Raw genomic sequence first — 24,215 nt, 5'->3', positions numbered from 1 at the left:
GTTGAAAAACAAGAAGCAGCTGACGCAGATACTGAAGCATAATTAAAGGAATGACGGAGCTGTCTCAAAAGCTAGGCTATGCCTCGAAACTCTTGAGACAGCTTTTTTTAAAAATTATTGAGGAGGCCCCTTAAAAATGGCAGAAGTAACAGCAAAATTAGTAAAAGAATTACGCGATATGACAGGCGTTGGGATGATGGACGCGAAAAAAGCATTGGTTGAAGTAGAAGGCGACATCGATAAAGCCGTTGACTTGTTACGTGAAAAAGGTATGGCGAAAGCTGCTAAGAAAAACGACCGTATCGCTGCAGAAGGTTTGACTAGCGTATACGCAAACGGTAACGTAGCTGCTATCGTAGAAGTTAACTCTGAAACTGACTTCGTTTCTAAAAACGAAATGTTCCAAGAATTAGTAAAAGAAATCGCACAAGTAGTAGCAGAAAACAAACCTGCTGACATGGAAGCTGCTATGAAATTAGAAACAAGCAAAGGCACCATCGAAGCTGCTTTGATCGAAGCTACAACTGTTATCGGTGAAAAAATCAGCTTCCGTCGTTTTGAAGTTGTTGAAAAAAATGACAACTCTGCTTTTGGCGCTTACCTACACATGGGCGGACGTATCGGTGTCTTGACTGTTATCGAAGGCACAACTGACGAAGAAGTTGCTAAAGACGTTGCTATGCACGTTGCAGCTATCAACCCTCGTTATGTAAACGACACACAAATCCCAGAAGCTGAATTAGAACACGAAAAAACAATCTTGACTGAACAAGCCTTGAACGAAGGCAAACCAGCAAATATCGTTGAAAAAATGGTAGAAGGACGCTTGAAGAAATTCAAAGCTGAAATCTCTCTTGTTGACCAACCATTCGTAAAAGACCCTGACATGACGGTTGCACAATACGTTGCAACGAAAAACGCAACAGTTAACATGTTCGTTCGTTTTGAAGTGGGCGAAGGTATCGAAAAACGCGAAGATAACTTTGTTGAAGAAGTTATGAGCCAAGTGAAAAAATAAGCCTGTCTTCTGACGGTTGGGAACGCACGCTCTGTGCGCTCCCTTTTTTTAAGCAAAAGCGGATTTCCGCGAGAAGCGCTAGTTTTCTAGTAAGAATATGCTAAAATAAACATAGATTAAGTTGGAGGGACAGGAATGGTGAAGCCAAAATATCAACGTGTCGTATTAAAACTGAGTGGAGAAGCATTAGCTGGAGATGAAGGGTTTGGCATCAAACCACCCGTTATCAAAGAAATCATTCAAGAAATCAAAGAAGTTCATGAATTAGGCGTTGAAATGGCCATCGTCGTTGGCGGCGGCAACATTTGGCGTGGTCAAATCGGCGCGCAAATGGGAATGGAACGCGCCCAAGCAGATTATATGGGGATGCTAGCAACGGTTATGAACGCTTTGGCTTTACAGGACACTTTGGAAAACGTGGGCGTACCTACACGAGTACAAACATCCATCGACATGCGTCAAATTGCAGAACCATATATTCGTCGCCGGGCAGAACGTCATTTGGAAAAAGGTCGGATCGTCATTTTTGCTGGTGGTACCGGGAATCCGTATTTCTCTACTGATACTACGGCCGCTTTACGGGCAGCAGAAATTGGTGCTGACGTAATTCTAATGGCGAAAAACAACGTGGATGGTGTCTACTCAGCCGATCCTAAGCTAGATAAGACTGCGGTGAAGTTTGAAGAATTAACGCACATGGAAGTCATTTCGAAAGGTTTGCAAGTGATGGATTCTACGGCTAGCTCTTTGAGCATGGACAACGATATCCCATTAGTCGTCTTCAATTTAAATGAACATGGTAACATTCGCCGGGCGATCCTAGGCGAAAATATTGGAACTACAGTGAGGGGGAAATAAGAATGGCAGAAGCAATCATTCAAACAACACAACAAAAAATGCGAAAAGCAGAAGAAAGTTTGCAACGTGAATTAGGTCAGATTCGTGCAGGTCGCGCCAATGCCAGCTTGCTAGATCGTATTCAAATCAATTATTACGGTGTACCAACGCCCATCAACCAAATGTCGCAAATTGCGATTCCAGAGGCGCGGGTCCTAATGATCACACCGTTTGATAAAACGACCTTAGGTGACATCGAAAAAGCAATTTTAGCTAGTGATATTGGGATTAGCCCAACGAATGATGGCAATGTGATCCGTTTAGTGATTCCTCAATTGACGGAAGAACGCCGGAAAGAATTAGCTAAAGAAGTGAAAAAGATTGCTGAAAACGCAAAAATCGCGGTCCGCAATATTCGTCGTGATGCCATGGACGATTTGAAAAAGCAACAAAAAAATGGCGATATCACAGAAGACGATTTGCGCGGTCTTGAAAAAGACGTTCAAAAAGTAACCGATGATAGTATCAAAGAAATCGACAATATCACGGCTGAAAAAGAAAAAGAATTATTGGAAGTATAATAGCTTTTAGCTACTGCTCATCGAATTGATGGGCAGTTTTTTTTTCATTATTTTATTGAAAAACGCGTCTTTCTCCGCTAGAGTGTTTCTAGGAGGGGTAATATGAAAAAAATCAATCGACAAATTTATGATGCACTTTATGTAACAGCCGGTTCATTGGTCCTGGCGATTGCCATCAATGCCGTCTTGTTACCTAACAAAATCGTGGCTGGCGGCGCTAGTGGGATTAGCGTTGTCTTGAACCATCTGTTTGGCTGGAATCCAGCTATTGTTTTATACGCAATCAATATTCCATTATTAGCTTTATGTTTTTTATTATTAGGGAAAGAGGTCGGCATCAAAACCATCTATGGCAGCATGGTCTACCCATTTTTTGTTGGCATCACCGCCAATATTCCGACCTTGACGAACAATTTAATGCTGGCGACCTTGTTTGGTGGCCTTTTAACAGGTATCGGACTCGGATTAGAATTCAAAGGTAATGCCTCAACGGGCGGGACGGCAACACTGGCTCAGATCGTCAATAAATACTTTAAAATCCCCATGGGCGTTTCGGTCTTTGTAGTGGATGGCTTAGTGCTATTAAGTGCCTTTTTAGTCTTTGATACCGACATCGTACTTTTCTCACTAATCTGTTTATTCTTAATCGGCCGAGCAGTTGATATGATCCAAGTCGGTTTTATTCGCTCAAAGAATGTGTTGATTATTTCGCCACAGTATCAAGAAATTCGCGAAAAATTATTAGCCGAGTTGGACAAAGGGGTGACCTTGCTGCCAATCGAAAGCGGCTATGAAGGAAAACCAGGACAATTATTGATGACCGTGATTCGCGAAAAAGATTTGGAAAATGTCAAAGAGCTGGTACTAACTATCGACGAAGATGCTTTTGTCGTGAGCATGAATGCCAGTGAAGTTTATGGTCGTGGTTTTAGCTTGAGTAAAATTGCGGAGTCTCTGGGCGTAGAGATGAATTAAGGAACAACTTGCCCTTTTCGTAACAAAAAGATTGCAAATATTACTAAATTCGTAAAAAAACTATCAAACATAGGTTTTTTAGGCAGATATTGCTATAATAGTTGGGATAATGCTAGAGGAGGAAAAAGAATGTTTCGCTTCTTTCCACAAAAAGATAAATACATCCCAGAAACGTCCCTTTATACCTTTGATCCCGCCGGCGCGATTCCACAGCACATCGCCATTATTATGGACGGCAATGGTCGCTGGGCCCAAAATCGACGTCTGCCGCGAGTAGCGGGACATCAAGAAGGGATGAATACCGTCAAAACAATTACTAATTATGCCTCTAAGTTAGGCATTAAGGTCTTGACCTTGTACGCGTTCTCAACGGAAAACTGGAAACGTCCTACTGATGAGGTTAATTTTCTGATGCAGTTACCGGTAGATTTTTTTGATACATTTGTGCCGGAGCTGATTAAGGAAAATGTTAAGGTCCATGTGATGGGGTATGAGCAGTATTTGCCGGCTCATACGCAAGATGCTGTTAAGCGGGCCATGGACCAAACCAAAGATAATACAGGTATGGTGTTAAATTTTGCCTTAAACTATGGGGGGCGCGCGGAAATTACCACGGCTGTTAAGGCGATTGCTGCTGAGGTGGCTCAACAGCCAGAATTGGCAGACACAGTGGATGAAGAGATGATTGCGCAGCACTTGATGACGGGGTTTCTACCACGAGAATACCGTGATCCGGAATTATTGATTCGGACTAGTGGTGAGGAGCGCATCAGCAACTTTTTATTGTGGCAAATTGCGTATAGTGAATTATTCTTTACCGATGCTTTATGGCCGGATTTTTCTGGCGAACTTTTGGAGACGGCAATTGCGTCTTATCAAAATCGTAACCGTCGTTTTGGCGGCTTGGACAAGGAGGAAACAACATGAGACAACGAGTGATCACGGCAGTCATCGCCTTAGCACTCTTTATCCCCGTCATTTGGGTAGGCGGCATGCTGTTAGAAGCGGTCGCAGCTGTTTTAGCAGTGATTGCGGTCTATGAGCTGTTCCGCATGAAGGGGTTGACGATCTTGAGTTTTGAGGGGGTCGTATCAGCTTTAGGAGCAGTATTTTTAGTTTTACCAAAAGAGCATTGGTTCTTCTTTTTACCAGAAAATACCGACCCAAGTATGCTATTTTATGTAACAGTAATGATTTTACTAGGGGCTTCTGTTATTTCGAAAAACACGTATACAATTGATGAAGCCGGCTTTCCGGTAATTGTCAGCTTATATGCTGGTGTTGGCTTCCAAAACTTTGTAAATGCGCGTTTATCTGGTATTGTCGTGCTGCTCTTTGCTTTATTCATCGTTTGGGCAACGGATATTGGTGCTTATATGGTTGGTCGCCAATATGGCAAACATAAATTAGCCCCGCATGTGTCTCCTAATAAGACCTTAGAAGGCGCACTGGGTGGAATTTTGAGTGCGGTAGTGGTGGCAATCGTCTATTTACTATTATTCCCTGGTAAAGATTATTTTGCCTATGGTACCGGTGTATTATTACTATTGACGCCGATTTTATCAATTGTGGGACAGTTTGGCGACTTGGTGGAGTCCTCTATCAAACGCCACTATGATGTCAAAGATTCTGGTACAATCCTGCCGGGACACGGCGGCATCTTAGACCGCTTTGACAGTTTACTATTTGTATTTCCTATCATGCACTTGTTGGGCATTTTTTAAACGGAAGGGAAGGTGGAAAACTCTGATTTTTCAGAGTTTTTTTCTCTATGAAACAGATTGCTTTATTAGGTGCCACTGGTTCGATTGGCACCAGTACATTAGAAGTTATGCGGGCTTATCCAGAGGCATTCCGCTTAGTCAGCTTCAGCTTTCATCGTAATTTAACCGCAGCACGCGCTATTATTCAGGAATTTCAGCCGGAATATGTGGCTGCCGGTACTGAAAGCGATGCTGCTATTTTAAGCCAAGAATTTCCAGCAATCCAAGTTGGGGTAGGCGTGGCTGGTTTGGAAGCAGCGAGTGTTTTACCGGCAGTCGATGTTGTTTTGACAGCTGTTTCCGGCAGTGTTGGCCTCCTCCCCACCCTAGCTGCTATCAAGGCTGGTAAGGATATTGCTCTTGCGAATAAGGAAACGCTTGTCATGGCGGGAGAATGGGTTATGGCAGCTGTTAAAGCAGCGGGTGTAACTTTATTGCCGGTAGATAGCGAGCATTCTGCTATTTTCCAATGTTTACAAGGTGAGACGCAAAATCTAGACCGTTTGGTGATTACGGCCAGCGGTGGTAGTTTTCGTGATTTGAGCCGTGAGGATTTGACGCAAGTGACGTTGACGCAAGCACTGGCCCACCCTAATTGGTCCATGGGGAAAAAGATCACGATTGATTCTTCCACTATGATGAATAAAGGACTAGAGGTAATTGAAGCCCATTGGTTATTCGGGGTGGATTATGATAAAATTGACGTTGTTTTGCACCGCGAAAGTATCATCCATTCCTTAATTCAATTACGAGATGGCGCCTTTTTAGCACAATTGGGTCCTAGTGATATGCGGGAGCCCATCCAATACGCTTTGACATATCCAGACCGTTGGCCGATTGAACACGCGAAACCCTTTGAGCTAGCTCAATTAGGACAATTGCATTTTGAACCGATGTCTATGACGCGCTTTCCGATGTTGGCCTTAGCCTATGAAGTGGGAAAAAAGGGGGGCGCTTATCCTACGGTGTATAATGCCGCCAATGAAATTGCCGCACAAGCCTTTATGGATGGCAAAATCAGCTATTTAGCGATTGAAGCAGCAGTGACCCAAGCAGTTGCTGCCTTTCATGAAGAAGTGACAACGTTAGAACGAGTAATTGAAGTTGATCAAGAAACACGACAACAGGTTACAGCCTGGATCGAGGGAGGGAAGCTATGAAAACAATTATCACATTTATCATTGTTTTTGGAATTCTAGTATTGGTCCATGAGTTTGGTCATTTCTTTTTCGCCAAACGATCCGGCATTTTGGTACGGGAATTTGCTATCGGCATGGGTCCTAAGATTTTTTATCATCAAGGCAAAGACGGAACTGCCTATACGGTTCGCTTACTGCCTCTTGGCGGTTATGTCCGCATGGCGGGGGCTGGTGAAGAAGAGGCTGAGCTGCATGCGGGGATGGTTATCAGCTTAGCTTTGGAAAATGAGAAAGTTGTCAAAATTAATACGAGCTCCAAAGTCCAATTACCGAATGCAATTCCCATGGAAGTCAGCCGCTATGATCTTGAAAACGAGCTGACCATTACTGGTTTTGTCAATGGTAACGATGAAGTAGAAGAAACCTATCATGTACAACATGATGCGACCATTATTGAACAAGATGGCACTGAGGTACGAATCGCGCCGCTAGATGTGCAATTTCAATCGGCAAAACTTTGGCAACGGATGTTAACCAATTTTGCAGGGCCACTGAATAACTTTATTTTAGGGATTGTGTTGTTTATCATCATTGCCTTTATGCAGGGTGGGGCCTTAATCACTAATACCAATGCCATCGGTAAGGTACAGGCGGATAGCCCAGCGGCAGCCGCTGGTTTAAAGACTGGGGATCAGATTCTGACGATTGACGGAAAGACCATTCAAACGTGGGATGATATCACCAACCAAATCCGTAGCAAAGAAGGCGAAGCGGTCACCTTAGAGGTAGCCGGACAATCAGCTCCGGTGACCTTACAGCCTAAAATGGAAACTGTTAGCGGACAGAAAATTGCCCGCATTGGTATTGAAGTGCCGAAAGATACTAGCTTTTTCGGGAAAATCAAAGGTGGCTTTATGGACGCTATCAACAGCTCCTTGCAAATTTTTAAAGCGTTAGGCTCGCTTTTCACTGGTTTCAGTCTTAATAAATTAGGTGGGCCAGTTATGATCTTCCAACTTTCGTCACAGGCAGCAGCGATGGGGATCGTGACCATTTTACAATTGATGGCGATGCTGTCGATGAACTTGGGCATCATGAACCTCTTGCCAATTCCAGTGCTGGATGGTGGGAAGTTAGTCTTAAATATTTATGAAGGTGTTCGCGGCAAGCCATTAAGTCAAGAAAAGGAAGGTATCTTGACATTGATTGGTTTAGCCTTTATGGTGATTTTGATGGTTCTTGTAACTTGGAACGATTTTCGCCGCTTTTTCTTTTAAATCAGGGTGTTGGACAGAAGGAGAATGTAAATGAAACAATCAAAAATGTTAATTCCTACATTGCGGGAAGTACCAAATGACGCAGAGGTGCTAAGCCACCAGTTATTATTACGGGCGGGCTATATTCGTCAAATTTCAGCTGGGATCTATTCCTACCTGCCTTTAGCAAACCGCGTCATTGAAAAACTAAAACAAATCATGCGGGAAGAATTTGATCGTATTGATGCAGTTGAAATGTTGATGCCAGCACTTTTGCCTGCTGAACTTTGGCAGGAATCAGGTCGTTACGAAACATACGGCCCTAATCTATTCCGCTTAAAAGATCGTAACGAACGCGACTTTATCTTGGGACCGACCCACGAAGAGACCTTTACGGAATTGATTCGCAATGAGATCAACTCATACAAGCGACTACCATTGAATCTTTACCAAATTCAAACGAAGTATCGTGATGAAAAACGCCCACGTTCAGGTTTATTGCGGGGCCGTGAATTTATCATGAAGGACGGTTATTCTTTCCATGCTGATTATGACAGCTTGGATCAAACCTATCGTGATTACGAAAAAGCCTATGCGGAGATTTTCACCCGCTGTGGGTTAGACTTCCGGGCAATCATCGGTGATGGTGGTGCCATGGGTGGTAAGGACTCTAAAGAGTTTATGGCTATCTCTGCAATTGGGGAAGACACGATTTGCTACTCCACAACCAGCGATTATGCTGCTAACTTGGAAATGGCAACGAGCCTTTATACACCGAAAAAATCACATGAAACACCTTTAGAGCTTGCCAAGGTGGAAACACCAAATGTGGGAACCATCGAAGAAGTATCCAACTTCTTCAACGTGACACCGCAACGCATTATCAAATCGGTACTCTTTATTGCAGACGAAGAACCAGTCTTAGTACTAGTTCGTGGCGATCATGAAGTGAATGAAGTCAAGCTGAAAAACTATCTAGGCGCTGACTTCCTTGAGGAAGCAACGGCAGAACAAGCAGAACAATTTTTAGGTGCGGCTTTTGGTTCAGTGGGACCAGTGGCTTTACCAGAAAATGTGCGCTTATATGCCGACTTGCATATTCAAGACTTGGCTAATGCAGTGGCGGGGGCTAACGAAACGGGCTACCATTACACGAATGTAAATCCAGGTCGAGATTTTGAGCCAGTTGCTTATGAAGATTTGCGCTTTGTTCAAGAAGGCGATCCATCCCCAGATGGTGAAGGTGTTTTAGCCTTTACGAAGGGCATCGAAATTGGTCACATCTTCAAACTAGGCACCCGTTACAGCGAATCAATGGGGGCGACTGTGTTAGATGAAAATGGTCGTGAAAAATACGTAATCATGGGTTGTTATGGGATTGGCGTCAGCCGTCTTCTTTCAGCAATCGTGGAACAAAATGGCGACGAAAAAGGAATCAACTGGCCAAAAGGGATTGCGCCATTTGATTTGCATGTGATCCAAGTGAATATGAAAGATGAATATCAAAGTCGTTTAACTGCTGAGATTGAAGAAGCTATGACTCAAGCAAACTACGAAGTTCTAACAGATGACCGGAACGAGCGAGCAGGTGTTAAATTTGCCGATGCCGATTTGATTGGTTGTCCAATTCGAGTGACAGTTGGGAAAAAAGCGGTGGATGGTGTTGTCGAAGTCAAAATCAAACGGACAGGTGAAATGCTGGAAGTTCGTAAAGAAGAACTGGCTGACACACTGAAAATCTTGTTTAACGGCCAAGAGTAAGCCTTATTGAATAAAGTATCACGAAAGCTAAAGCTGGGAACTACGCCTAGTTTTAGCTTTTTGTTTGGATTCGTCCTCCCTAATTTTAATGAAAAATCAGCGGAAAAAGAGTATACTAGTTAGAGTTTCAAACAAGGAGGTCAAGTTATGCCAATGAACGGGCACGAACTTTTCGAAAAATTATTGGATCAAATCCAATTGCCGGCAACCGAGCGGCAGCATCCCCTGATTCAACAGGGTGCCATCACTAAAGTCCTAGTGCATCAACAAAGCCGCCGTTATGAATTTCAACTGCACTTTGCAGAGATTTTACCGGTCTTGCTTTACCAAGCATTAGTTCAGCATATTGAGCTGGCTTTTCAAAATATTGCCGCGACTAAAGTGGTCATCACCACTGAAAATCAAGGCTTTTCGCAAGAATTGTTAATGGGCTATTGGCCTTTAGCGTTATTGGATCAACAATGCGATACGCCGCTAGTGAAAAAGATCCTGCACGACCAAACTCCTATGATGGAGGACCAAAAAATCATTTTGGCCGTGGATAATCAAGCGGTGATTCCGTATCTTAAACAACAATATTTGCCAATTCTGGAAGAACGTTTTAAAGAGTTTGGCTTTCCAGCTTTTCGTATCGAACCGCGGATTGACGAGGAACAGGCTGAACGTGTTTTAGCCCTGTTTGAGGAACGCAAACGGGAACAAGAGGCGGTGCAGATGGAACAGGCCGCAGCCGCATTAGAAAAGAATGCCCAGCGCAAAGCGGCAGAACAAGCAGCCCCTGCCTTAGAAGGGCCAGTTCAATTAGGTCGAGCCATCCCTAAAGATGAACCTATCACACCAATGGATCAAATCATCGAAGAAGAACGCCGAGTAACAGTAGAAGGCTATGTCTTTGACAAAGAGATTCGCGAACTACGCTCAAAACGCAAAATCTTGATTTTGAAAATCACGGATTATACTTCTTCCTTTGCGGTGAAAAAATTCTCCAATGGGGAAAAGGATGAACAGATTTTTGAAGCGATTAAAGTTGGAAGTTGGCTAAAAGTTCGCGGTAGTGTACAGGAAGACACCTTTATGCGGGACTTAGTCATGAACGGGCAAGATATTGTGGAGGTCAAACACGATGTCCGCAAAGACTATGCACCAGAAGGGCAAAAACGGGTCGAGCTGCATCTACATTCAAATATGAGTACCATGGATGCTACGGCTAGTATGTCAGACTACGTGGCGCAAGCGGCTAAATGGGGTCATAGTGCGATTGCTATCACCGACCATGCGGGAGCCCAATCATTTCCTGAGGCTCACAGTGCTGGAAAAAAGCACGGCGTTAAAATTCTTTACGGAGTGGAAGCCAATGTGGTGGATGACGGAGTTTCTATCGCCTATAATGACCAGCATGTGGATTTAAACGATGGCACTTATGTTGTTTTTGACGTGGAAACCACGGGCTTATCCGCCGTCTATGATACGATTATCGAATTAGCGGCAGTTAAAATGCATAAAGGGAATGTGATTGAAACCTTTGAGCAATTTATCGATCCTGGGCATCCATTATCTAAAACCACCGTCGAGCTGACAGGAATCACCGATGAAATGGTTCGTGGTTCCAAATCAGAAGAAGAAGTGCTGCGCCTCTTTTTAGAGTTCTCTAAAGACACAATTTTAGTGGCCCACAATGCTTCGTTTGATATGGGCTTTTTAAATACTAGCTATGGAAAATATGGGATTCCTGAAGCAGAGAATCCAGTCATTGATACTTTGGAGTTAGCCCGTTTCTTATATCCTGATTTGAAACGCTTTGGCTTAGGCGTGCTTTCCAAAAAATTTGGCGTCAATCTCGAACAACATCACCGGGCTGTTTATGATGCGGAAGCAACCGGCCACTTAGCTTGGATTTTCGTGAAGGAAGCCATGGAAAAGCATGAGATGTTTTTCCATGACCAACTGAATGATCATATTGGCGAGGGCGATTCGTATAAACGCGCACGTCCTTTCCACGCGACGATTATGGCAACCACTCAAGCTGGTTTGAAAAATCTCTTCAAGCTAATTTCCATGTCTAATGTGGATTATTATTACCGCTTACCACGGATTCCACGCTCACAGTTGAAAAAATTACGAGAAGGCTTGATCATTGGCTCGGCCTGCGATAAAGGCGAAATTTTTGAAGCTATGATGCAAAAAGGGTATGACGAGGCGAAAAACCGTGCTAAGTTTTATGATTATATCGAAGTGATGCCCAAAGCCGTCTATGCACCATTACTGGAACAAGAGCTGGTCAAAAATGAGCATGACTTAGAAGAAATCATCCGTAATTTGATCCGAATCGGCGACGAACTGGAAAAACCAGTTGTGGCGACGGGCAACGTTCATTATCTAAATGAAGAAGACGCCATTTATCGCAAAATCCTGATTAATTCCATGGGTGGGGCCAATCCTTTGAACCGGCATTCACTGCCAGAGGTCCATTTCCGCACCACCGATGAAATGCTGACGGCGTTCCAATTTTTAGGCGCCGAAACCGCTGAACGTATCGTGGTAACCAATACTCAACTGATTGCCTCTTGGTGTGATACGATTACGCCGGTAAAAGATGAACTCTATACACCTAAAATTGAAGGGGCCGAAGATGAGATTACCAAACTCAGCTACGACCGCGCCCATGAACTCTATGGCCCTGAGCTGCCAGAAATCGTGGAAAAACGGTTAGAAAAAGAGTTGAAGAGTATTATCGGGAATGGTTTCTCCGTTATTTATCTGATTTCACAAAAATTAGTGCATAAATCTGTCAGTGATGGTTATTTGGTAGGATCGCGGGGTTCCGTTGGTTCCTCCTTTGTGGCTACCATGACCGGAATTACCGAGGTCAATCCATTAGCACCTCATTACCATTGTCCTAACTGTCAATATTCGGAATTCTTCGAAGATGGCTCTTACGGCTCCGGTTTTGACTTACCTGAAAAGCAATGCCCTAACTGTGGTCATCGCCTCTTTAAAGATGGTCATGATATTCCCTTCGAAACATTCTTAGGGTTTCATGGGGATAAGGTCCCCGATATTGATTTGAACTTCTCTGGTGAATACCAAGCTGAGGCTCACAACTATACGAAGGTCCTCTTTGGGGAGGAATATGTTTACCGGGCAGGGACAATCGGAACGGTGGCGGATAAGACCGCCTTTGGGTATGTAAAAGCCTATGAGCGTGATAATAATCTGCAGCTGCGGAGTGCTGAAATCGATCGCTTAGCGAAAGGCTCGACTGGGGTTAAACGGACGACTGGGCAGCACCCGGGGGGGATTATTGTTATTCCTGATTATATGGATGTTTACGACTTTACCCCCATCCAATATCCAGCCGATGATCAAGATGCAGAATGGCGCACCACCCACTTTGATTTCCATTCCATCCATGACAACGTGTTGAAGCTAGATATTCTAGGACACGATGACCCGACTGTAATTCGGATGCTGCAAGATTTGTCAGGCATTGATCCCAAAACGATTCCTACTGACGACGCCGAAGTGATGCGGATATTCTCAGGACCCGAAGTTTTAGGGGTGACGCCAGAACAGATTTTTTCTAAAACAGGTACCCTGGGAATCCCTGAATTCGGGACGCGCTTTGTTCGCGGCATGTTGGAAGAAACACATCCTGCGACTTTTGCTGAATTGCTGCAGATTTCAGGACTATCTCACGGCACCGATGTGTGGTTAGGAAATGCAGAGGAACTGATTCGTCAAGGCAAAGCAACTCTAGCCGAAGTAATCGGTTGTCGGGATGATATCATGGTTTACTTAATCCACGCCGGTCTGGATGACGGGATGGCCTTTAAAATTATGGAAACAGTCCGTAAAGGTCAGTGGAACAAAATCTCAGATGACCAACGAGATGTTTTCCTACAAGCCATGCGGGAAAATAACGTACCTGATTGGTACATTGATTCCTGTTCGAAAATCAAGTATATGTTCCCGAAAGCCCATGCGGCCGCTTATGTCTTGATGGCGCTGCGGGTGGCCTACTTTAAAGTGTATTTCCCAATTTTGTATTATTGTGCCTATTTCTCTGTACGGGCTGATGATTTTGATTTATTGGCGATGTGTAAAGGAAAAGACGCTGTGAAAGAACGGATGAAAGAAATCACGGATAAAGGGCTGGATGCCAGCGTGAAAGAGAAAAACCAATTGACTGTTTTAGAACTAGCCAATGAAATGCTAGAACGTGGCTACAACTTTGGCATGATCGACCTTTATAAATCCGATGCCACTAATTTTGTGATTGATGGTGATACCTTAATCGCGCCATTCCGAGCGATGGACAGTTTAGGGGCTAACGTAGCCAAACAAATCGTGAATGCCCGTCAAGAAAAAGACTTCTTATCTAAAGAAGACTTAGCAACCCGGGGAAAAGTTTCCAAAACCTTGATTGAAAAAATGAATGAATATGGTGTCCTAAAAGAATTACCGGATGAAAACCAACTTTCGTTATTCGATATGTTTTAAGGAAGAGGTTGCTTCTGCTTCCACTATTTATTCGGACAGAATCGGAGACATAACTTTTTGAGTGGTGTCTCCGATTCTTTTTGTTCAATTTGGGACAGATTCCCTTGAGTTTCTGCACTTGTGAGATTCTGCAATTATCGGTATAGTGGCTAATGAGGAGTGAAGTCCATGTTTGATTTATTTATTTTGATGATGGAGCGCGTCGGCTTGATCATCTTATTGGCCTTTTTATTAGTGAATGTCCCTTATTTTAAAAAAGTTTTGTTGAGTCGTAATAAATGGTCGTCTAAAGTTCAATTGATGCTGATTTTCGGTGTGTTTGCTATCATTTCTAATTTTACCGGCATCGAAATTACGGAGAATCAAATTGTTCCCAGCAATATTTTGACCAACTTAGCAGCTAATGCCTCAATTGCCAATACCCGCACTTTAGTGATTGGAGTAGCTGGCTTAGTAGGTGGTCCTGTCGTGGGTGGGGGCGTCGGCTTGATTGCCGGCTTGCACCGTTTTATTCAAGGGGGCGGGGCTAGTTTGTTTTATGTGCCTTCCTCTTTACTGGTGGGGCTGTTGTCAGGCTGGCTTGGCCGTCGTTTAACGCAGCAACAGACTTTTCCAGCGGCGGTGCCAGCGGTTTTGGTGGGAGCGCTAATGGAAACAATCCAAATGTCCTTTGTCTTATTTTTCAGTGGTAGTTTAGCGGAAGGCGTCAGTTTATTACGCCTGATTGCGCTACCCATGATTCTTTTAAATAGTATCGGGACCTTTATTTTTATGTCGATCCTCACTACCACGCTGAATCAAGAAGAGCAAGCGAAGGCCGTCCAGACCCATGATGTGCTGGCTTTGGCAGCTCAGACTCTGCCGTATTTTCGTGAAGGCTTGAAAGAAGGTCCTAGCCAGAAAGTAGCCGCTATCATTCAGCATTATACAAAAGTCAGCGCCATTAGTATCACCGATACCCACCGCATTTTGGCACATGTTGGGGCGGGAAGCGACCATCACATCCCTGAGATTGAAGTGATTACAGAGTTATCTAAACGGGTTCTAAGGACTGGCGAAATGACGATTGCTCATTCTAAATCAGAGATTGGCTGTTCACACCCTGACTGTCCCTTGGCAGCCGCAATCGTGATTCCACTATTTGCCCATCAGCGCATCGTAGGCACCTTGAAAATGTATTTTACCCAGCAAAGTCAGCTAACTCATGTGGAAGAACAACTGGCGGAGGGATTAGGGACGATTTTTTCTTCCCAGATTGCCTTAGGCGAAGCGGAGCAGCAATCGCAGCTTTTAAAGGATGCAGAGATCAAGTCGTTACAGGCGCAGGTCAATCCGCATTTCTTTTTCAATGCCATTAACACGATTTCGGCTTTGATGCGTAAAAATAGCGAACAAGCCCGCAAATTGCTCTTACAGCTAAGTACTTATTTTCGCGGGAATTTGCAAGGGGCGCGGCAGACGCAGATTCCTTTGTCGCAAGAATTGCAGCAAGTAGCTGCTTACTTGTCTCTCGAACAAGCCCGTTTTCCCGATCGTTATCAAGTCAACTTTGAAGTGGCACCCACAGCAGTCGAGGTGCCAGTCCCGCCTTACGCCGTTCAGATTTTAGTAGAAAACACCATCAAACATGCCTTTGGTAGTCGGAAGGAAGACAACCAAGTTGATGTCGTAATCACAAAAGACGCTGAACAGTTAAAAATCACGGTCACTGATAATGGGCAAGGGATTGCACCGGAACGTCTGGTTTTATTAGGCAAGCAGGCCGTTTCGTCAGAGCGGGGTACCGGGACAGCTCTAGAGAATCTCGAAAAACGACTGCGTAATTTATATGGCAGTCAAGCCGTGTTAAAAGCAGAGAACCGCTCAGATGGTGGTGCTCGTTTTACCTTATCTTTCCCAGTCAGGAGTGAACAGGATGCACGTATTGATCGTGGATGACGAGCCTTTAGCTCGTGAGGAGTTGCATTATTTAGTGGGGCAGCACGCCCAAGTTACGTCAGTAGCAGAGGCCGAGTCGATAGAAGAGGCGCTAGCTGCCATGCTGGAGCAGCGCCCGGATGTCTTGTTTTTGGATATCCATCTGACTGATGAAAATGGCTTTGAGTTGGCGGAAAAGTTGACCCGTTTTAGCCAACCGCCTTATTTGATTTTTGCTACCGCTTATGATGAATATGGCGTACAGGCCTTTCAAGTTAATGCCCGGGACTATGTCTTAAAGCCCTTTGAAGAAGAACGAATCCAGCAAGTGTTGGATAAGGCGGTGACCCAGCTGCAACCACCTGCGCCATTGGAGAAGGGACCTAAAAAACGCGAGGCAATCCCTATTCAAGGAGAGGACCGTATTTATTTAGTAGCGCCAGAGGACATTTATTTGGTTTCGGTGGAAGAAAAACAATTGAGTATCGTTACCAAGGAACAAACTTATCACATGTCGGGTAGCTTGACCCACTTGGAGCAAAAACTACCAGCGGATTTGTTTTTAAAAACTCACCGCAGCTTCATTTTGAATGTGACCAAAGTTCAAGAAATTCAGCCGTGGTTCAATCACACGCTACAAGTAACTTTAGAGAATGGCGCCAAGGTACCCGTCAGTCGTTCCTATATCAAAATTCTAAAAGAAACACTAGGTCTAGATTAAGAGAAGTTTCCTCAAGGTATTTGAGGAAGCTTTTTTTGCATTTAGGGAATAATTTGGCGCATTTAACGGCCAAACAACGCTATTGTAAGCCGTATCATTCTATACTAAGGGCAAGAAAAAAACGAAGGGATGTTTTATCAATGAAAACTTATTCTTTTTTGTACCAAGCCTTTATTTACGCATTGATTATGCTACTTGCCAATGGACTAGCGTTCTTATCGCCAATCCCGATTCCAGCCTCTGTGATTGGCTTGATTCTATTATTTACCGCCTTATCGACAAAAATCATTCGCTTGGAGCAAGTGGAAGGCTTAGCTAACAGCTTATCTAATGTAATTACTTTCCTATTCGTGCCTTCTGGAATTTCCTTAATCAATTCTTTAGGGATTATGCAAAGTGCTGGTATCCAGATTATTTTTGTTATTTTGGTCGCCACCTTGGCGTTGCTAGGCACTACCGGGTGGTCAGCTGCCTTTTTATTACATGTCAAAGACTCCCTCAGCCGTCGTAAAACTGAAGCCGGTACCATCGCGAAAGAAGCGAAGGAGGTACGGTCATGACCCCTTATGTTGGTATTATCATTTCATTAGTTGTTTTTGGAATCGGCACGTTTTTGTTCAAAAAGACGAAGGGTTTCTTCCTCTTCACACCGCTTTTTGTGGCGATGATATTGGGTGTGTTAGTTTTGAAAGTTACCGGTATTAGCTATGACGATTACAACCAAGGCGGGAAAATCATCAGTTTCTTTTTGGAACCTGCGACGATTGCCTTTGCAATTCCTTTATATAAAAAGCGTGATGTTCTAAAGAAATATTGGTTAGAGATCATGACTGCCATTACCATCGGTTCCTTTGGCTCCGTGGTCGCCGTCGTGTTAGCTGGCAAGTTGATTCACATGGACGACGCAATTATCGCTTCCCTATTGCCACAAGCTTCTACCACCGCCATCGCGGTTCCTTTATCCCAATCAATTGGCGGCGTTTCCGCTATTACCGCTTTTTCCGTGATCTTCAACGGGGTGTTAGTCTATGCCTTAGGCCGGGTTGTATTAAAGTGGTTCAAAATTGAGAACCCCATCGCCAAAGGGTTAGCACTAGGAGCAGCCGGTCATGCATTAGGCGTAGCGGTAGGTTTAGAGATGGGGGAAACGGAAGCTGCCATGGCGAGTATCTCAGTCGTCGTGGTGGGGGTTATCACTGTGATTGTCGTACCACTGTTTGCCACCATGATTGGGATTTAAACAAGATTAGCCACGTGTTAGCGTAATCCTTAAGAAAATGAGAAATGTCTTAAGAATGGCGACTTTCTTGAATTTTCATGAAAAGTATGTTATTCTAACAACAGTAATGATACCTATGTCGGAGTGAGCGGATTTCTGCTCACTCTTTTTAATGGACTAGGTTCTAAAGGAGGCGAATTTTTTGAGCAGTGTCGTTGAAACAGTGACGGAGTTAGTGATGCCTATTTTGGATGAACAACACTTTGAACTTGTGGAAGTTGAATTTGTAAAAGAAGGTAAAAGCTGGTTTTTACGTGTGTTCATTGATAAAGAAGGCGGAATTGACATTGAGGAATGTGCGTTTGTCAGTGAACGCTTAAGTGAGAAATTGGATGCTATGGATCCTGATCCAATTCCCCAAGCTTATTTCCTAGAGGTGTCTTCTCCAGGGGCAGAACGCCCTTTGAAGAAAGAGAGCGATTATGAAAAGGCTGTTGGTGAATATATCCACGTCTCCTTGTACCAACCGGTGGACGGCAGTAAAATGTATGAAGGCTTTTTAGAAAAGCTAGAGGCAGAAGAGCTAGTCTTAAAGATCCGGATCAAAACAAGAGAAACGACGGTGACGATTCCGCGAAAAAACATCGCGAAGGCCCGTCATGCGATTCAATTTTAAGCGTTATTCACAGGAGGAAAATAATTCATGAGTAAAGAAATGCTGAACGCCTTAGACGCATTGGAGGCTGAAAAAGGGATTTCTAAAGAGATCGTGATCGATGCGCTGGAAGCTGCTTTGGTTTCGGCCTACAAGAGACATTACGGACAAGCTCAAAACGTCGAAGTCGAATTCGACCAAAAGAAAGGCAACATCCACGTCTACGCAGTGAAAGAAGTAACAGAAGAGGTAATGGATTCACAACTGGAAGTATCTTTAAAGGATGCTTTATTGATCAATCCAGCTTATGAGATTGGCGACACGATTCGTTTTGAAGTAACGCCAAAAGATTTTGGCCGTATCGCTGCGCAAACAGCGAAGCAAGTTATTTTGCAACGGGTTCGGGAAGCGGAACGTACAATCATTTATAACGAATTCAGCGAATACGAAAAAGACATTATGCAAGGGATTGTTGAACGCCAAGATCGCCGGTATATCTACGTGAACTTAGGCAAAATCGAAGCCGTCTTATCGAAGCAAGACCAAATGCCTAATGAGTTTTACCAACCTCATGACCGTATTAAGGTTTACGTGTCACGGGTGGAAAATACGTCAAAAGGCCCGCAAGTTTTTGTTAGTCGGAGCCATCCAGACCTTTTGAAACGCTTGTTTGAACAAGAAGTGCCAGAAGTTTATGATGGAATCGTCGAAATCGTGAGCATTGCCCGCGAAGCTGGCGACCGTTCTAAAGTAGCGGTGCGCTCTAATGATCCTAACGTTGATCCAGTAGGAACCTGTGTGGGACCTAAAGGCCAACGGGTTCAAGCCATTGTGAATGAATTGAAAGGTGAAAACTTGGATATCGTAGAATGGAATGAAGACCCAGCTGTCTTTATTGCCAACGCGTTGAATCCTGCACAAGTAGAAGATGTCATTTTTGACGCAGCTAACCCAAGAGCTTGCACTGTAGTCGTGCCAGATTATCAATTGAGCTTAGCTATTGGTAAACGCGGTCAAAATGCCCGCTTAGCAGCCAAATTGACTAACTACAAAATCGATATCAAGTCTGAATCTGATATGGAAGCTCATTATGCGCAAGCAAATGACGGCGACTATGTGGATGAAACTGAAGTGTATGATGAAGCCATCGTGGAAAATGATATGACTGGCGATGACTATGAAAACATGGAAAAAGACCAAGAAACACTTGAAACCGAAGCGCCAGAGCAAGAATAAAAGGAGGACTGTGGTATGAAAAAACGCAAAATTCCTTTACGTAAATCGGTGGTTACCGGTGAGATGCTGCCAAAGAAAGAACTGCTGCGGATCACCCGTTCTAAAGAAGGCGAAGTTAGCATCGACCCAACTGGTAAACTGCCAGGACGCGGTGCTTACGTTGCCATTGAACCAGCGGAAGTACAGCTAGCTTGGGACAAGCGTATTTTGGACCGAGTTCTAGAGACTTCTTTAACTGACGAGTTCTATCAAGAATTGTTAGATTATGTCAGTCATCAAAAAGCCCGTCGCGAGCTGTTTGCCAATGACTGATCAAAAGGCACTAAACCTATTAGGATTAGCGATGCGGGCTGGTCAACTGATCACTGGTGAAGAGTTGACAGTCCAAGCCATTCGCAACGGGAAATGCCGCTTAGCATTCGTAGCTGCCGATGCTAGTGAGAACACCCGCAAAAAGATCCAAGATAAATGCAGCTACTATAACGTTCCTTGCAGGATAAACGTGACGCAAATGGAATTGAGTCAAGCAATCGGTCGCCCCCGCATGGTCGTGGGTGTCATGGAAGCTGGCTTTGCAAAGAAACTGCAGGAACTAATCAAAGATTAGGAAGGTGATTGCATGGGGAAAAAACGAATCTATGAATTAGCAAAGGAGCTTAACCAATCAAGTAAAGATGTGGTTGAAAAAGCTCAATCACTGGGGATCAATGTCAAGAACCATATGGGCGCCGTGTCTAGTGATGAAGAGGCTAAGCTACGTCAATCCCTTGGTGGCAACGCCAATCGACCTGCTGGTGCCAAACAAGCACCGAAATCCAATAATGGTCCACAACAAAATAAACAAAACCATCAACAACGTGCCACGCACGTCAATCAGCGACCAGCTGGTGGTAGTCAGGAGCATATGAACAACCAAAATCGTAATCAAACTAATCGTCCCGCTAACAATAACGGGAACCAAAATCAGAATCAAAACCGCAACCGAAGCCAAGCTCAAGGTGCGGGTCAAAATTCTAACCAAGGTCAAAATCAAGGAAACCAAAACCGGACGCAAAACAATAGTCAAAACCGGCCGAATAATGCGAATAATCAAAATCGCAACAGCCAAGGTCAAAACCGCCCTAACAACCGCAACAACCAAAATAATCAAGGAAACCAAAACCGCCCCGCAAATGGTCAAACACGTCCAAATCAAGGCGGACAAGGGAACCAAAGTCAAAACCGTCCCAGTGGACAAAATAACCAAAATCGCAATCAAAATACTAACCAAGGCCAAGGACAAAGCCAAGGAGCAAACCGTTCTAACGCAGGTACCGGTGGTCAAGGCGGTCAAAACCGTAACAACCAAAACCGAGGTGGTCAAGGCAACCAAAGTCAAAACCGCAACCAAGGTGGACGGAACAATTTCGGGAACAACCGTAACAATCAAAACCGTAATAAATTCAACAAAAAAGGCAAAAAAGGGAAACAGCAACAAAGCAATAAGCCTGCTGTACCACCACGTAAATTCCGTGAATTACCAGATGTATTAGAATATACAGAAGGTATGAACGTTGCGGATATCGCTAAGAAGATTCACCGCGAGCCAGCTGAAATTATCAAAAAACTCTTTATGATGGGCGTCATGGTCAACCAAAACCAAGCCTTAGATAAAGATACGATTGAATTATTAGCAACCGATTATGGTATGGAATCGCAAGAAAAAGTTCAAGTGGATATCGCGGACATCGACAAGTTCTTTGAAGCCGAAGAAGCCAACGAAGAAAACCTAGTACCACGTCCACCAGTTGTTACCATCATGGGACACGTTGACCACGGGAAAACAACCTTGTTGGATACCTTACGTCATTCACGAGTAACTAGTGGCGAAGCGGGCGGAATCACTCAGCATATTGGGGCTTACCAAATCGATATCGACGGCAAACCAATCACATTCTTGGATACACCAGGACACGCGGCCTTCACTAGCATGCGGGCTCGGGGTGCAAGTATCACGGATATTACCATCTTAGTTGTAGCAGCTGATGATGGGGTAATGCCACAAACAGTCGAAGCCATTAACCATGCGAAAGCGGCTAATGTGCCAATCATCGTAGCAGTGAATAAGATTGATAAACCAGGTGCTAACCCACAACATGTGATGCAAGAATTAAGTGAATATGAACTGATTCCTGAATCATGGGGTGGCGATACCATCTTCGTAGAAATCTCGGCAAAATTTGGTCAAAACATTGAGGAACTATTGGAAATGATTCTCTTAGTTGCGGAAGTGGAAGACTTGAAGGCTGACCCAACCCAACGCGCTTTAGGAACAGTTATCGAAGCACGTCTAGATAAAGGAAAAGGCCCAGTGGCTACTTTGTTAGTCCAAAATGGTACCTTGAAAGTCGGCGATCCAATCGTTGTCGGCAATACTTTCGGACGTGTCCGGGTTATGACTAATGACCTAGGTCGTCGTGATAAGACTGCCGGACCAGCAACACCAGTGGAAATCACTGGGTTGAATGATGTACCGCAAGCCGGTGATCGTTTTGTAACCTTTGAAGATGAAAAAACAGCACGGGCAGCTGGTGAAGAACGGGCTAAACGGGCCTTGCTAGAACAACGAGCTGCCAATAGCCGAGTAACCTTGGATAACTTATTCGAAAGTCTTAAAGAAGGCGAATTGAAAGAAGTTAACGTTATTATCAAAGCTGACGTACAAGGTTCAGCGGAAGCTTTAGCTGCTTCATTACAAAAAATCGATGTCGAAGGGGTACGCGTCAAGATCGTCCATTCAGCTGTAGGGGCAATCAATGAAAGCGACGTGACCTTGGCAGCGGCAAGTAATGCAATCATCATTGGCTTTAATGTTCGACCAACACCGCAAGCTAAACAGCAAGCTGAAACGGAAGAAGTGGACATTCGTCTACACCGGATCATCTACAAAGCTATCGAAGAAATCGAAACAGCTATGAAAGGGATGCTGGATCCAGAATTTGAAGAAAAAATTACCGGCCAAATGGTCGTTCGTGATACCTTCAAAGTTTCTAAAGTCGGCACCATCGCAGGTTGTTACGTTACAGAAGGCTATATCCGCCGCGACAGTGGCGTCCGTGTTATCCGTGACGGAATCGTTATCTATGAAGGCGTCCTAGCAAGTCTGAAACGCTTCAAAGACGACGTGAAAGAAGTCCGCATGGGATTTGAATGTGGCGCCATGGTAGAAAAATTCAATGACGTGAAAGTGGATGACATCATTGAAGGTTTCGTAATGGAAGAAATCAAAGTCGATTAATTAAAGGAGGCCGCTCAATATGGCGAACTATCGTGACCGTCGAGTCGGTCAAGAAATCATGCGCGAAGTCAATGATATCTTGCGTAAACGGGTCCGTGACCCGCGTGTGCAAGATATCAACATCACAGATGTCCATGTGACAGGTGATCTGCAACAAGCAACGATTTATTACAGCTTGTTGTCAGAACGTGCCAGTGATCGTCAAAAAGCTCAAGAAGGACTGGAAAAAGCTAAGGGACTAATTCGTCGTGAATTAGGTCAACGGCTGCAAATCTACAAAACACCAGAACTTTTCTTTGAACTAGATGAATCAGTTGCATATGGCAATCACATTGATGAACTGATCCGCAAACTGCATGAAGACTGAGTAAACAGAGAGAAGTAAAGACTTCTCTCTGTTTTTTTGCTATAATGAACGGGTTAATTAGGAGGCATAAAATGGACGGTATTTTAGCGTTATGGAAAGAACGCGGCATGACGAGTCATGACTGTGTGTTTAAGCTACGCAAAATTTTACATACAAAGAAAATTGGTCACGGAGGCACACTAGATCCTGACGTAGATGGCGTTTTGCCGATTTGTATCGGTAAAGGCACCAAAGTGATTGAGTATCTCGTAGACTCCGGTAAAGTCTATGAAGGAGAGATTACGGTGGGCAAGGCTACGGCGACTGAAGATGCCAGTGGTGAAGTCATTGCTGAAATGCCTGTGACGGAATTAAGTGAAGCAGCCGTTGATGCAGCAATGGCCTCTTTTATCGGCACGATTACGCAAGTTCCCCCCATGTTTTCGGCGGTCAAGGTCAACGGCAAGCGTCTATATGAATACGCTCGCCAAGGTCTTACGGTGGAGCGCCCAGCGCGGCAAGTGACGATTACTCGTTTTGAGCGGACCTCGCCGCTAACTTTTCACGATAACCAAACTGTTTCTTGGCGGTTTCAAGTCGCTTGTGGCAAAGGAACTTATGTCCGGACCTTGGCCGTGGATACTGGCGCCAAATTAGGGTTGCCGGCTCATATGTCCGATTTGACCCGTACCATGAGTGGTGGTTTGGCTCAAGAGCAAGCCGTGACACTAGCGGAAGTGGCGGAAGCTATGGAGGCGGGAACCATCAATCAGTTGTTGCAGCCGATTGAAACAGCGGTTGCCGAGTTTCCTAGAATCGACTTATCAGCAGAAACCTATCAAAAGGTCCGTAATGGGCAAGTGTTACTACAAAGCGAATTAGCAGCCCCCAGCGCCCCAATTATTGCGCTGTTTTATCAAGGGGAAGTTGTGGCTTTGTATGGTCCCCATCCGTCCAAGGCGGAATACTTTAAACCCGTAAAAGTTTTACGGAATTAGAACTTAGAACAGGGAA

The 24,215-nt window shown here is 44.3% G+C and carries 21 protein-coding genes; all 21 read left to right on the top strand.

Annotated elements, in window-relative coordinates; all coding sequences use genetic code 11:
• Positions 1-136: 136 nt before the first annotated feature.
• The 21 genes from tsf to truB all read left to right on the top strand — a co-directional run bounded on the left by tsf (position 137) and on the right by truB (position 24,199).
• Positions 137-1,018 carry a translation elongation factor Ts gene (gene tsf / locus ECA01S_RS05315; RefSeq protein WP_067392223.1) on the top strand — a complete coding sequence of 294 codons (882 nt, stop codon included), beginning with the start codon at positions 137-139 and terminating at the stop codon, positions 1,016-1,018.
• Positions 1,019-1,153: 135 nt separating this feature from the next.
• Positions 1,154-1,876, top strand: a complete 723-nt coding sequence (pyrH, locus tag ECA01S_RS05310) for a UMP kinase (RefSeq protein WP_067392222.1) — start codon at positions 1,154-1,156, stop codon at positions 1,874-1,876.
• A 2-nt stretch (positions 1,877-1,878) separates the two neighbouring features.
• On the top strand, positions 1,879-2,436 hold the full coding sequence (gene frr / locus ECA01S_RS05305; RefSeq protein WP_067392219.1) for a ribosome recycling factor: 558 nt from the start codon (positions 1,879-1,881) through the stop codon (positions 2,434-2,436).
• 102 nt (positions 2,437-2,538) lie between these two features.
• Positions 2,539-3,411: a YitT family protein gene (locus ECA01S_RS05300; protein WP_067392218.1), complete on the top strand. Its 873-nt coding sequence runs from the start codon at positions 2,539-2,541 to the stop codon at positions 3,409-3,411.
• 129 nt (positions 3,412-3,540) lie between these two features.
• Positions 3,541-4,338 carry an undecaprenyl pyrophosphate synthase gene (gene uppS, locus ECA01S_RS05295; protein ID WP_067392215.1) on the top strand — a complete coding sequence of 266 codons (798 nt, stop codon included), beginning with the start codon at positions 3,541-3,543 and terminating at the stop codon, positions 4,336-4,338.
• The gene (locus tag ECA01S_RS05290) at positions 4,335-5,135 is read left to right on the top strand and encodes a phosphatidate cytidylyltransferase (protein WP_067392213.1); all 801 of its coding nucleotides are present in this window, start codon (positions 4,335-4,337) and stop codon (positions 5,133-5,135) included. The genes uppS and ECA01S_RS05290 overlap by 4 nt, the downstream gene beginning before the upstream one ends.
• 47 nt (positions 5,136-5,182) lie before the next feature.
• Positions 5,183-6,334, top strand: a complete 1,152-nt coding sequence (locus ECA01S_RS05285) for a 1-deoxy-D-xylulose-5-phosphate reductoisomerase (protein ID WP_067392211.1) — start codon at positions 5,183-5,185, stop codon at positions 6,332-6,334.
• On the top strand, positions 6,331-7,590 hold the full coding sequence (gene rseP, locus ECA01S_RS05280; protein WP_067392210.1) for an RIP metalloprotease RseP: 1,260 nt from the start codon (positions 6,331-6,333) through the stop codon (positions 7,588-7,590). Before ECA01S_RS05285 ends, rseP begins: the two co-directional genes overlap by 4 nt.
• Before the next feature lie 30 nt (positions 7,591-7,620).
• Complete coding sequence (locus tag ECA01S_RS05275; protein ID WP_067392207.1) at positions 7,621-9,330, top strand: proline--tRNA ligase; 1,710 nt, start codon at positions 7,621-7,623, stop codon at positions 9,328-9,330.
• Between the two features lie 147 nt (positions 9,331-9,477).
• Positions 9,478-13,830 carry a PolC-type DNA polymerase III gene (locus tag ECA01S_RS05270; RefSeq protein ID WP_067392204.1) on the top strand — a complete coding sequence of 1,451 codons (4,353 nt, stop codon included), beginning with the start codon at positions 9,478-9,480 and terminating at the stop codon, positions 13,828-13,830.
• A 168-nt stretch (positions 13,831-13,998) separates the two neighbouring features.
• Positions 13,999-15,768: a sensor histidine kinase gene (locus ECA01S_RS05265; protein WP_067392202.1), complete on the top strand. Its 1,770-nt coding sequence runs from the start codon at positions 13,999-14,001 to the stop codon at positions 15,766-15,768.
• Entirely contained in the window at positions 15,746-16,468 is a 723-nt protein-coding gene (locus ECA01S_RS05260; RefSeq protein WP_067392199.1) for a LytR/AlgR family response regulator transcription factor, read from the top strand. The genes ECA01S_RS05265 and ECA01S_RS05260 overlap by 23 nt, the downstream gene beginning before the upstream one ends.
• A 140-nt stretch (positions 16,469-16,608) precedes the next feature.
• Complete coding sequence (gene lrgA / locus ECA01S_RS05255) at positions 16,609-17,028, top strand: antiholin-like murein hydrolase modulator LrgA (protein ID WP_067392196.1); 420 nt, start codon at positions 16,609-16,611, stop codon at positions 17,026-17,028.
• On the top strand, positions 17,025-17,708 hold the full coding sequence (lrgB, locus tag ECA01S_RS05250) for an antiholin-like protein LrgB (RefSeq protein WP_067392193.1): 684 nt from the start codon (positions 17,025-17,027) through the stop codon (positions 17,706-17,708). The genes lrgA and lrgB overlap by 4 nt, the downstream gene beginning before the upstream one ends.
• Positions 17,709-17,889: 181 nt before the next feature.
• Positions 17,890-18,363 carry a ribosome maturation factor RimP gene (gene rimP / locus ECA01S_RS05245; protein ID WP_067392190.1) on the top strand — a complete coding sequence of 158 codons (474 nt, stop codon included), beginning with the start codon at positions 17,890-17,892 and terminating at the stop codon, positions 18,361-18,363.
• A gap of 27 nt (positions 18,364-18,390) precedes the next feature.
• The gene (nusA, locus tag ECA01S_RS05240; protein WP_067392187.1) at positions 18,391-19,578 is read left to right on the top strand and encodes a transcription termination factor NusA; all 1,188 of its coding nucleotides are present in this window, start codon (positions 18,391-18,393) and stop codon (positions 19,576-19,578) included.
• Positions 19,579-19,593: 15 nt separating this feature from the next.
• Positions 19,594-19,890 (top strand): RNase P modulator RnpM, encoded by a 297-nt coding sequence (rnpM, locus tag ECA01S_RS05235; protein WP_067392184.1) that lies wholly within the window; start codon positions 19,594-19,596, stop codon positions 19,888-19,890.
• Entirely contained in the window at positions 19,883-20,185 is a 303-nt protein-coding gene (locus ECA01S_RS05230; RefSeq protein ID WP_067392182.1) for a YlxQ-related RNA-binding protein, read from the top strand. Before rnpM ends, ECA01S_RS05230 begins: the two co-directional genes overlap by 8 nt.
• A gap of 12 nt (positions 20,186-20,197) precedes the next feature.
• A complete protein-coding gene (infB, locus tag ECA01S_RS05225) occupies positions 20,198-22,855 on the top strand; it encodes a translation initiation factor IF-2 (protein WP_067392178.1) in 2,658 nt (885 codons plus the stop codon).
• A gap of 19 nt (positions 22,856-22,874) precedes the next feature.
• The gene (gene rbfA, locus ECA01S_RS05220; protein ID WP_067392175.1) at positions 22,875-23,222 is read left to right on the top strand and encodes a 30S ribosome-binding factor RbfA; all 348 of its coding nucleotides are present in this window, start codon (positions 22,875-22,877) and stop codon (positions 23,220-23,222) included.
• A gap of 71 nt (positions 23,223-23,293) precedes the next feature.
• Positions 23,294-24,199, top strand: a complete 906-nt coding sequence (gene truB / locus ECA01S_RS05215; protein ID WP_067392172.1) for a tRNA pseudouridine(55) synthase TruB — start codon at positions 23,294-23,296, stop codon at positions 24,197-24,199.
• Positions 24,200-24,215 lie beyond the last annotated feature (16 nt).

The organism is Enterococcus canis NBRC 100695 (assembly GCF_001544375.1).
GTDB classification, from domain to species: domain Bacteria; phylum Bacillota; class Bacilli; order Lactobacillales; family Enterococcaceae; genus Enterococcus_H; species Enterococcus_H canis.
This window is presented reverse-complemented; position numbering and strand designations above follow the sequence as displayed.

Excerpts from the sequence above, each read along its gene's own strand:
- tsf (WP_067392223.1), top strand. The coding sequence starts at position 137 with ATGGCAGAAGTAACAGCAAAATTAGTAAAAGAATTACGCGATATGACA.
- pyrH (WP_067392222.1), top strand. The coding sequence starts at position 1,154 with ATGGTGAAGCCAAAATATCAACGTGTCGTATTAAAACTGAGTGGAGAA.
- frr (WP_067392219.1), top strand. The coding sequence starts at position 1,879 with ATGGCAGAAGCAATCATTCAAACAACACAACAAAAAATGCGAAAAGCA.
- ECA01S_RS05300 (WP_067392218.1), top strand. The coding sequence starts at position 2,539 with ATGAAAAAAATCAATCGACAAATTTATGATGCACTTTATGTAACAGCC.
- uppS (WP_067392215.1), top strand. The coding sequence starts at position 3,541 with ATGTTTCGCTTCTTTCCACAAAAAGATAAATACATCCCAGAAACGTCC.
- ECA01S_RS05290 (WP_067392213.1), top strand. The coding sequence starts at position 4,335 with ATGAGACAACGAGTGATCACGGCAGTCATCGCCTTAGCACTCTTTATC.
- ECA01S_RS05285 (WP_067392211.1), top strand. The coding sequence starts at position 5,183 with ATGAAACAGATTGCTTTATTAGGTGCCACTGGTTCGATTGGCACCAGT.
- rseP (WP_067392210.1), top strand. The coding sequence starts at position 6,331 with ATGAAAACAATTATCACATTTATCATTGTTTTTGGAATTCTAGTATTG.
- ECA01S_RS05275 (WP_067392207.1), top strand. The coding sequence starts at position 7,621 with ATGAAACAATCAAAAATGTTAATTCCTACATTGCGGGAAGTACCAAAT.
- ECA01S_RS05270 (WP_067392204.1), top strand. The coding sequence starts at position 9,478 with ATGCCAATGAACGGGCACGAACTTTTCGAAAAATTATTGGATCAAATC.
- ECA01S_RS05265 (WP_067392202.1), top strand. The coding sequence starts at position 13,999 with ATGTTTGATTTATTTATTTTGATGATGGAGCGCGTCGGCTTGATCATC.
- ECA01S_RS05260 (WP_067392199.1), top strand. The coding sequence starts at position 15,746 with ATGCACGTATTGATCGTGGATGACGAGCCTTTAGCTCGTGAGGAGTTG.
- lrgA (WP_067392196.1), top strand. The coding sequence starts at position 16,609 with ATGAAAACTTATTCTTTTTTGTACCAAGCCTTTATTTACGCATTGATT.
- lrgB (WP_067392193.1), top strand. The coding sequence starts at position 17,025 with ATGACCCCTTATGTTGGTATTATCATTTCATTAGTTGTTTTTGGAATC.
- nusA (WP_067392187.1), top strand. The coding sequence starts at position 18,391 with ATGAGTAAAGAAATGCTGAACGCCTTAGACGCATTGGAGGCTGAAAAA.
- rnpM (WP_067392184.1), top strand. The coding sequence starts at position 19,594 with ATGAAAAAACGCAAAATTCCTTTACGTAAATCGGTGGTTACCGGTGAG.
- ECA01S_RS05230 (WP_067392182.1), top strand. The coding sequence starts at position 19,883 with ATGACTGATCAAAAGGCACTAAACCTATTAGGATTAGCGATGCGGGCT.
- infB (WP_067392178.1), top strand. The coding sequence starts at position 20,198 with ATGGGGAAAAAACGAATCTATGAATTAGCAAAGGAGCTTAACCAATCA.
- rbfA (WP_067392175.1), top strand. The coding sequence starts at position 22,875 with ATGGCGAACTATCGTGACCGTCGAGTCGGTCAAGAAATCATGCGCGAA.
- truB (WP_067392172.1), top strand. The coding sequence starts at position 23,294 with ATGGACGGTATTTTAGCGTTATGGAAAGAACGCGGCATGACGAGTCAT.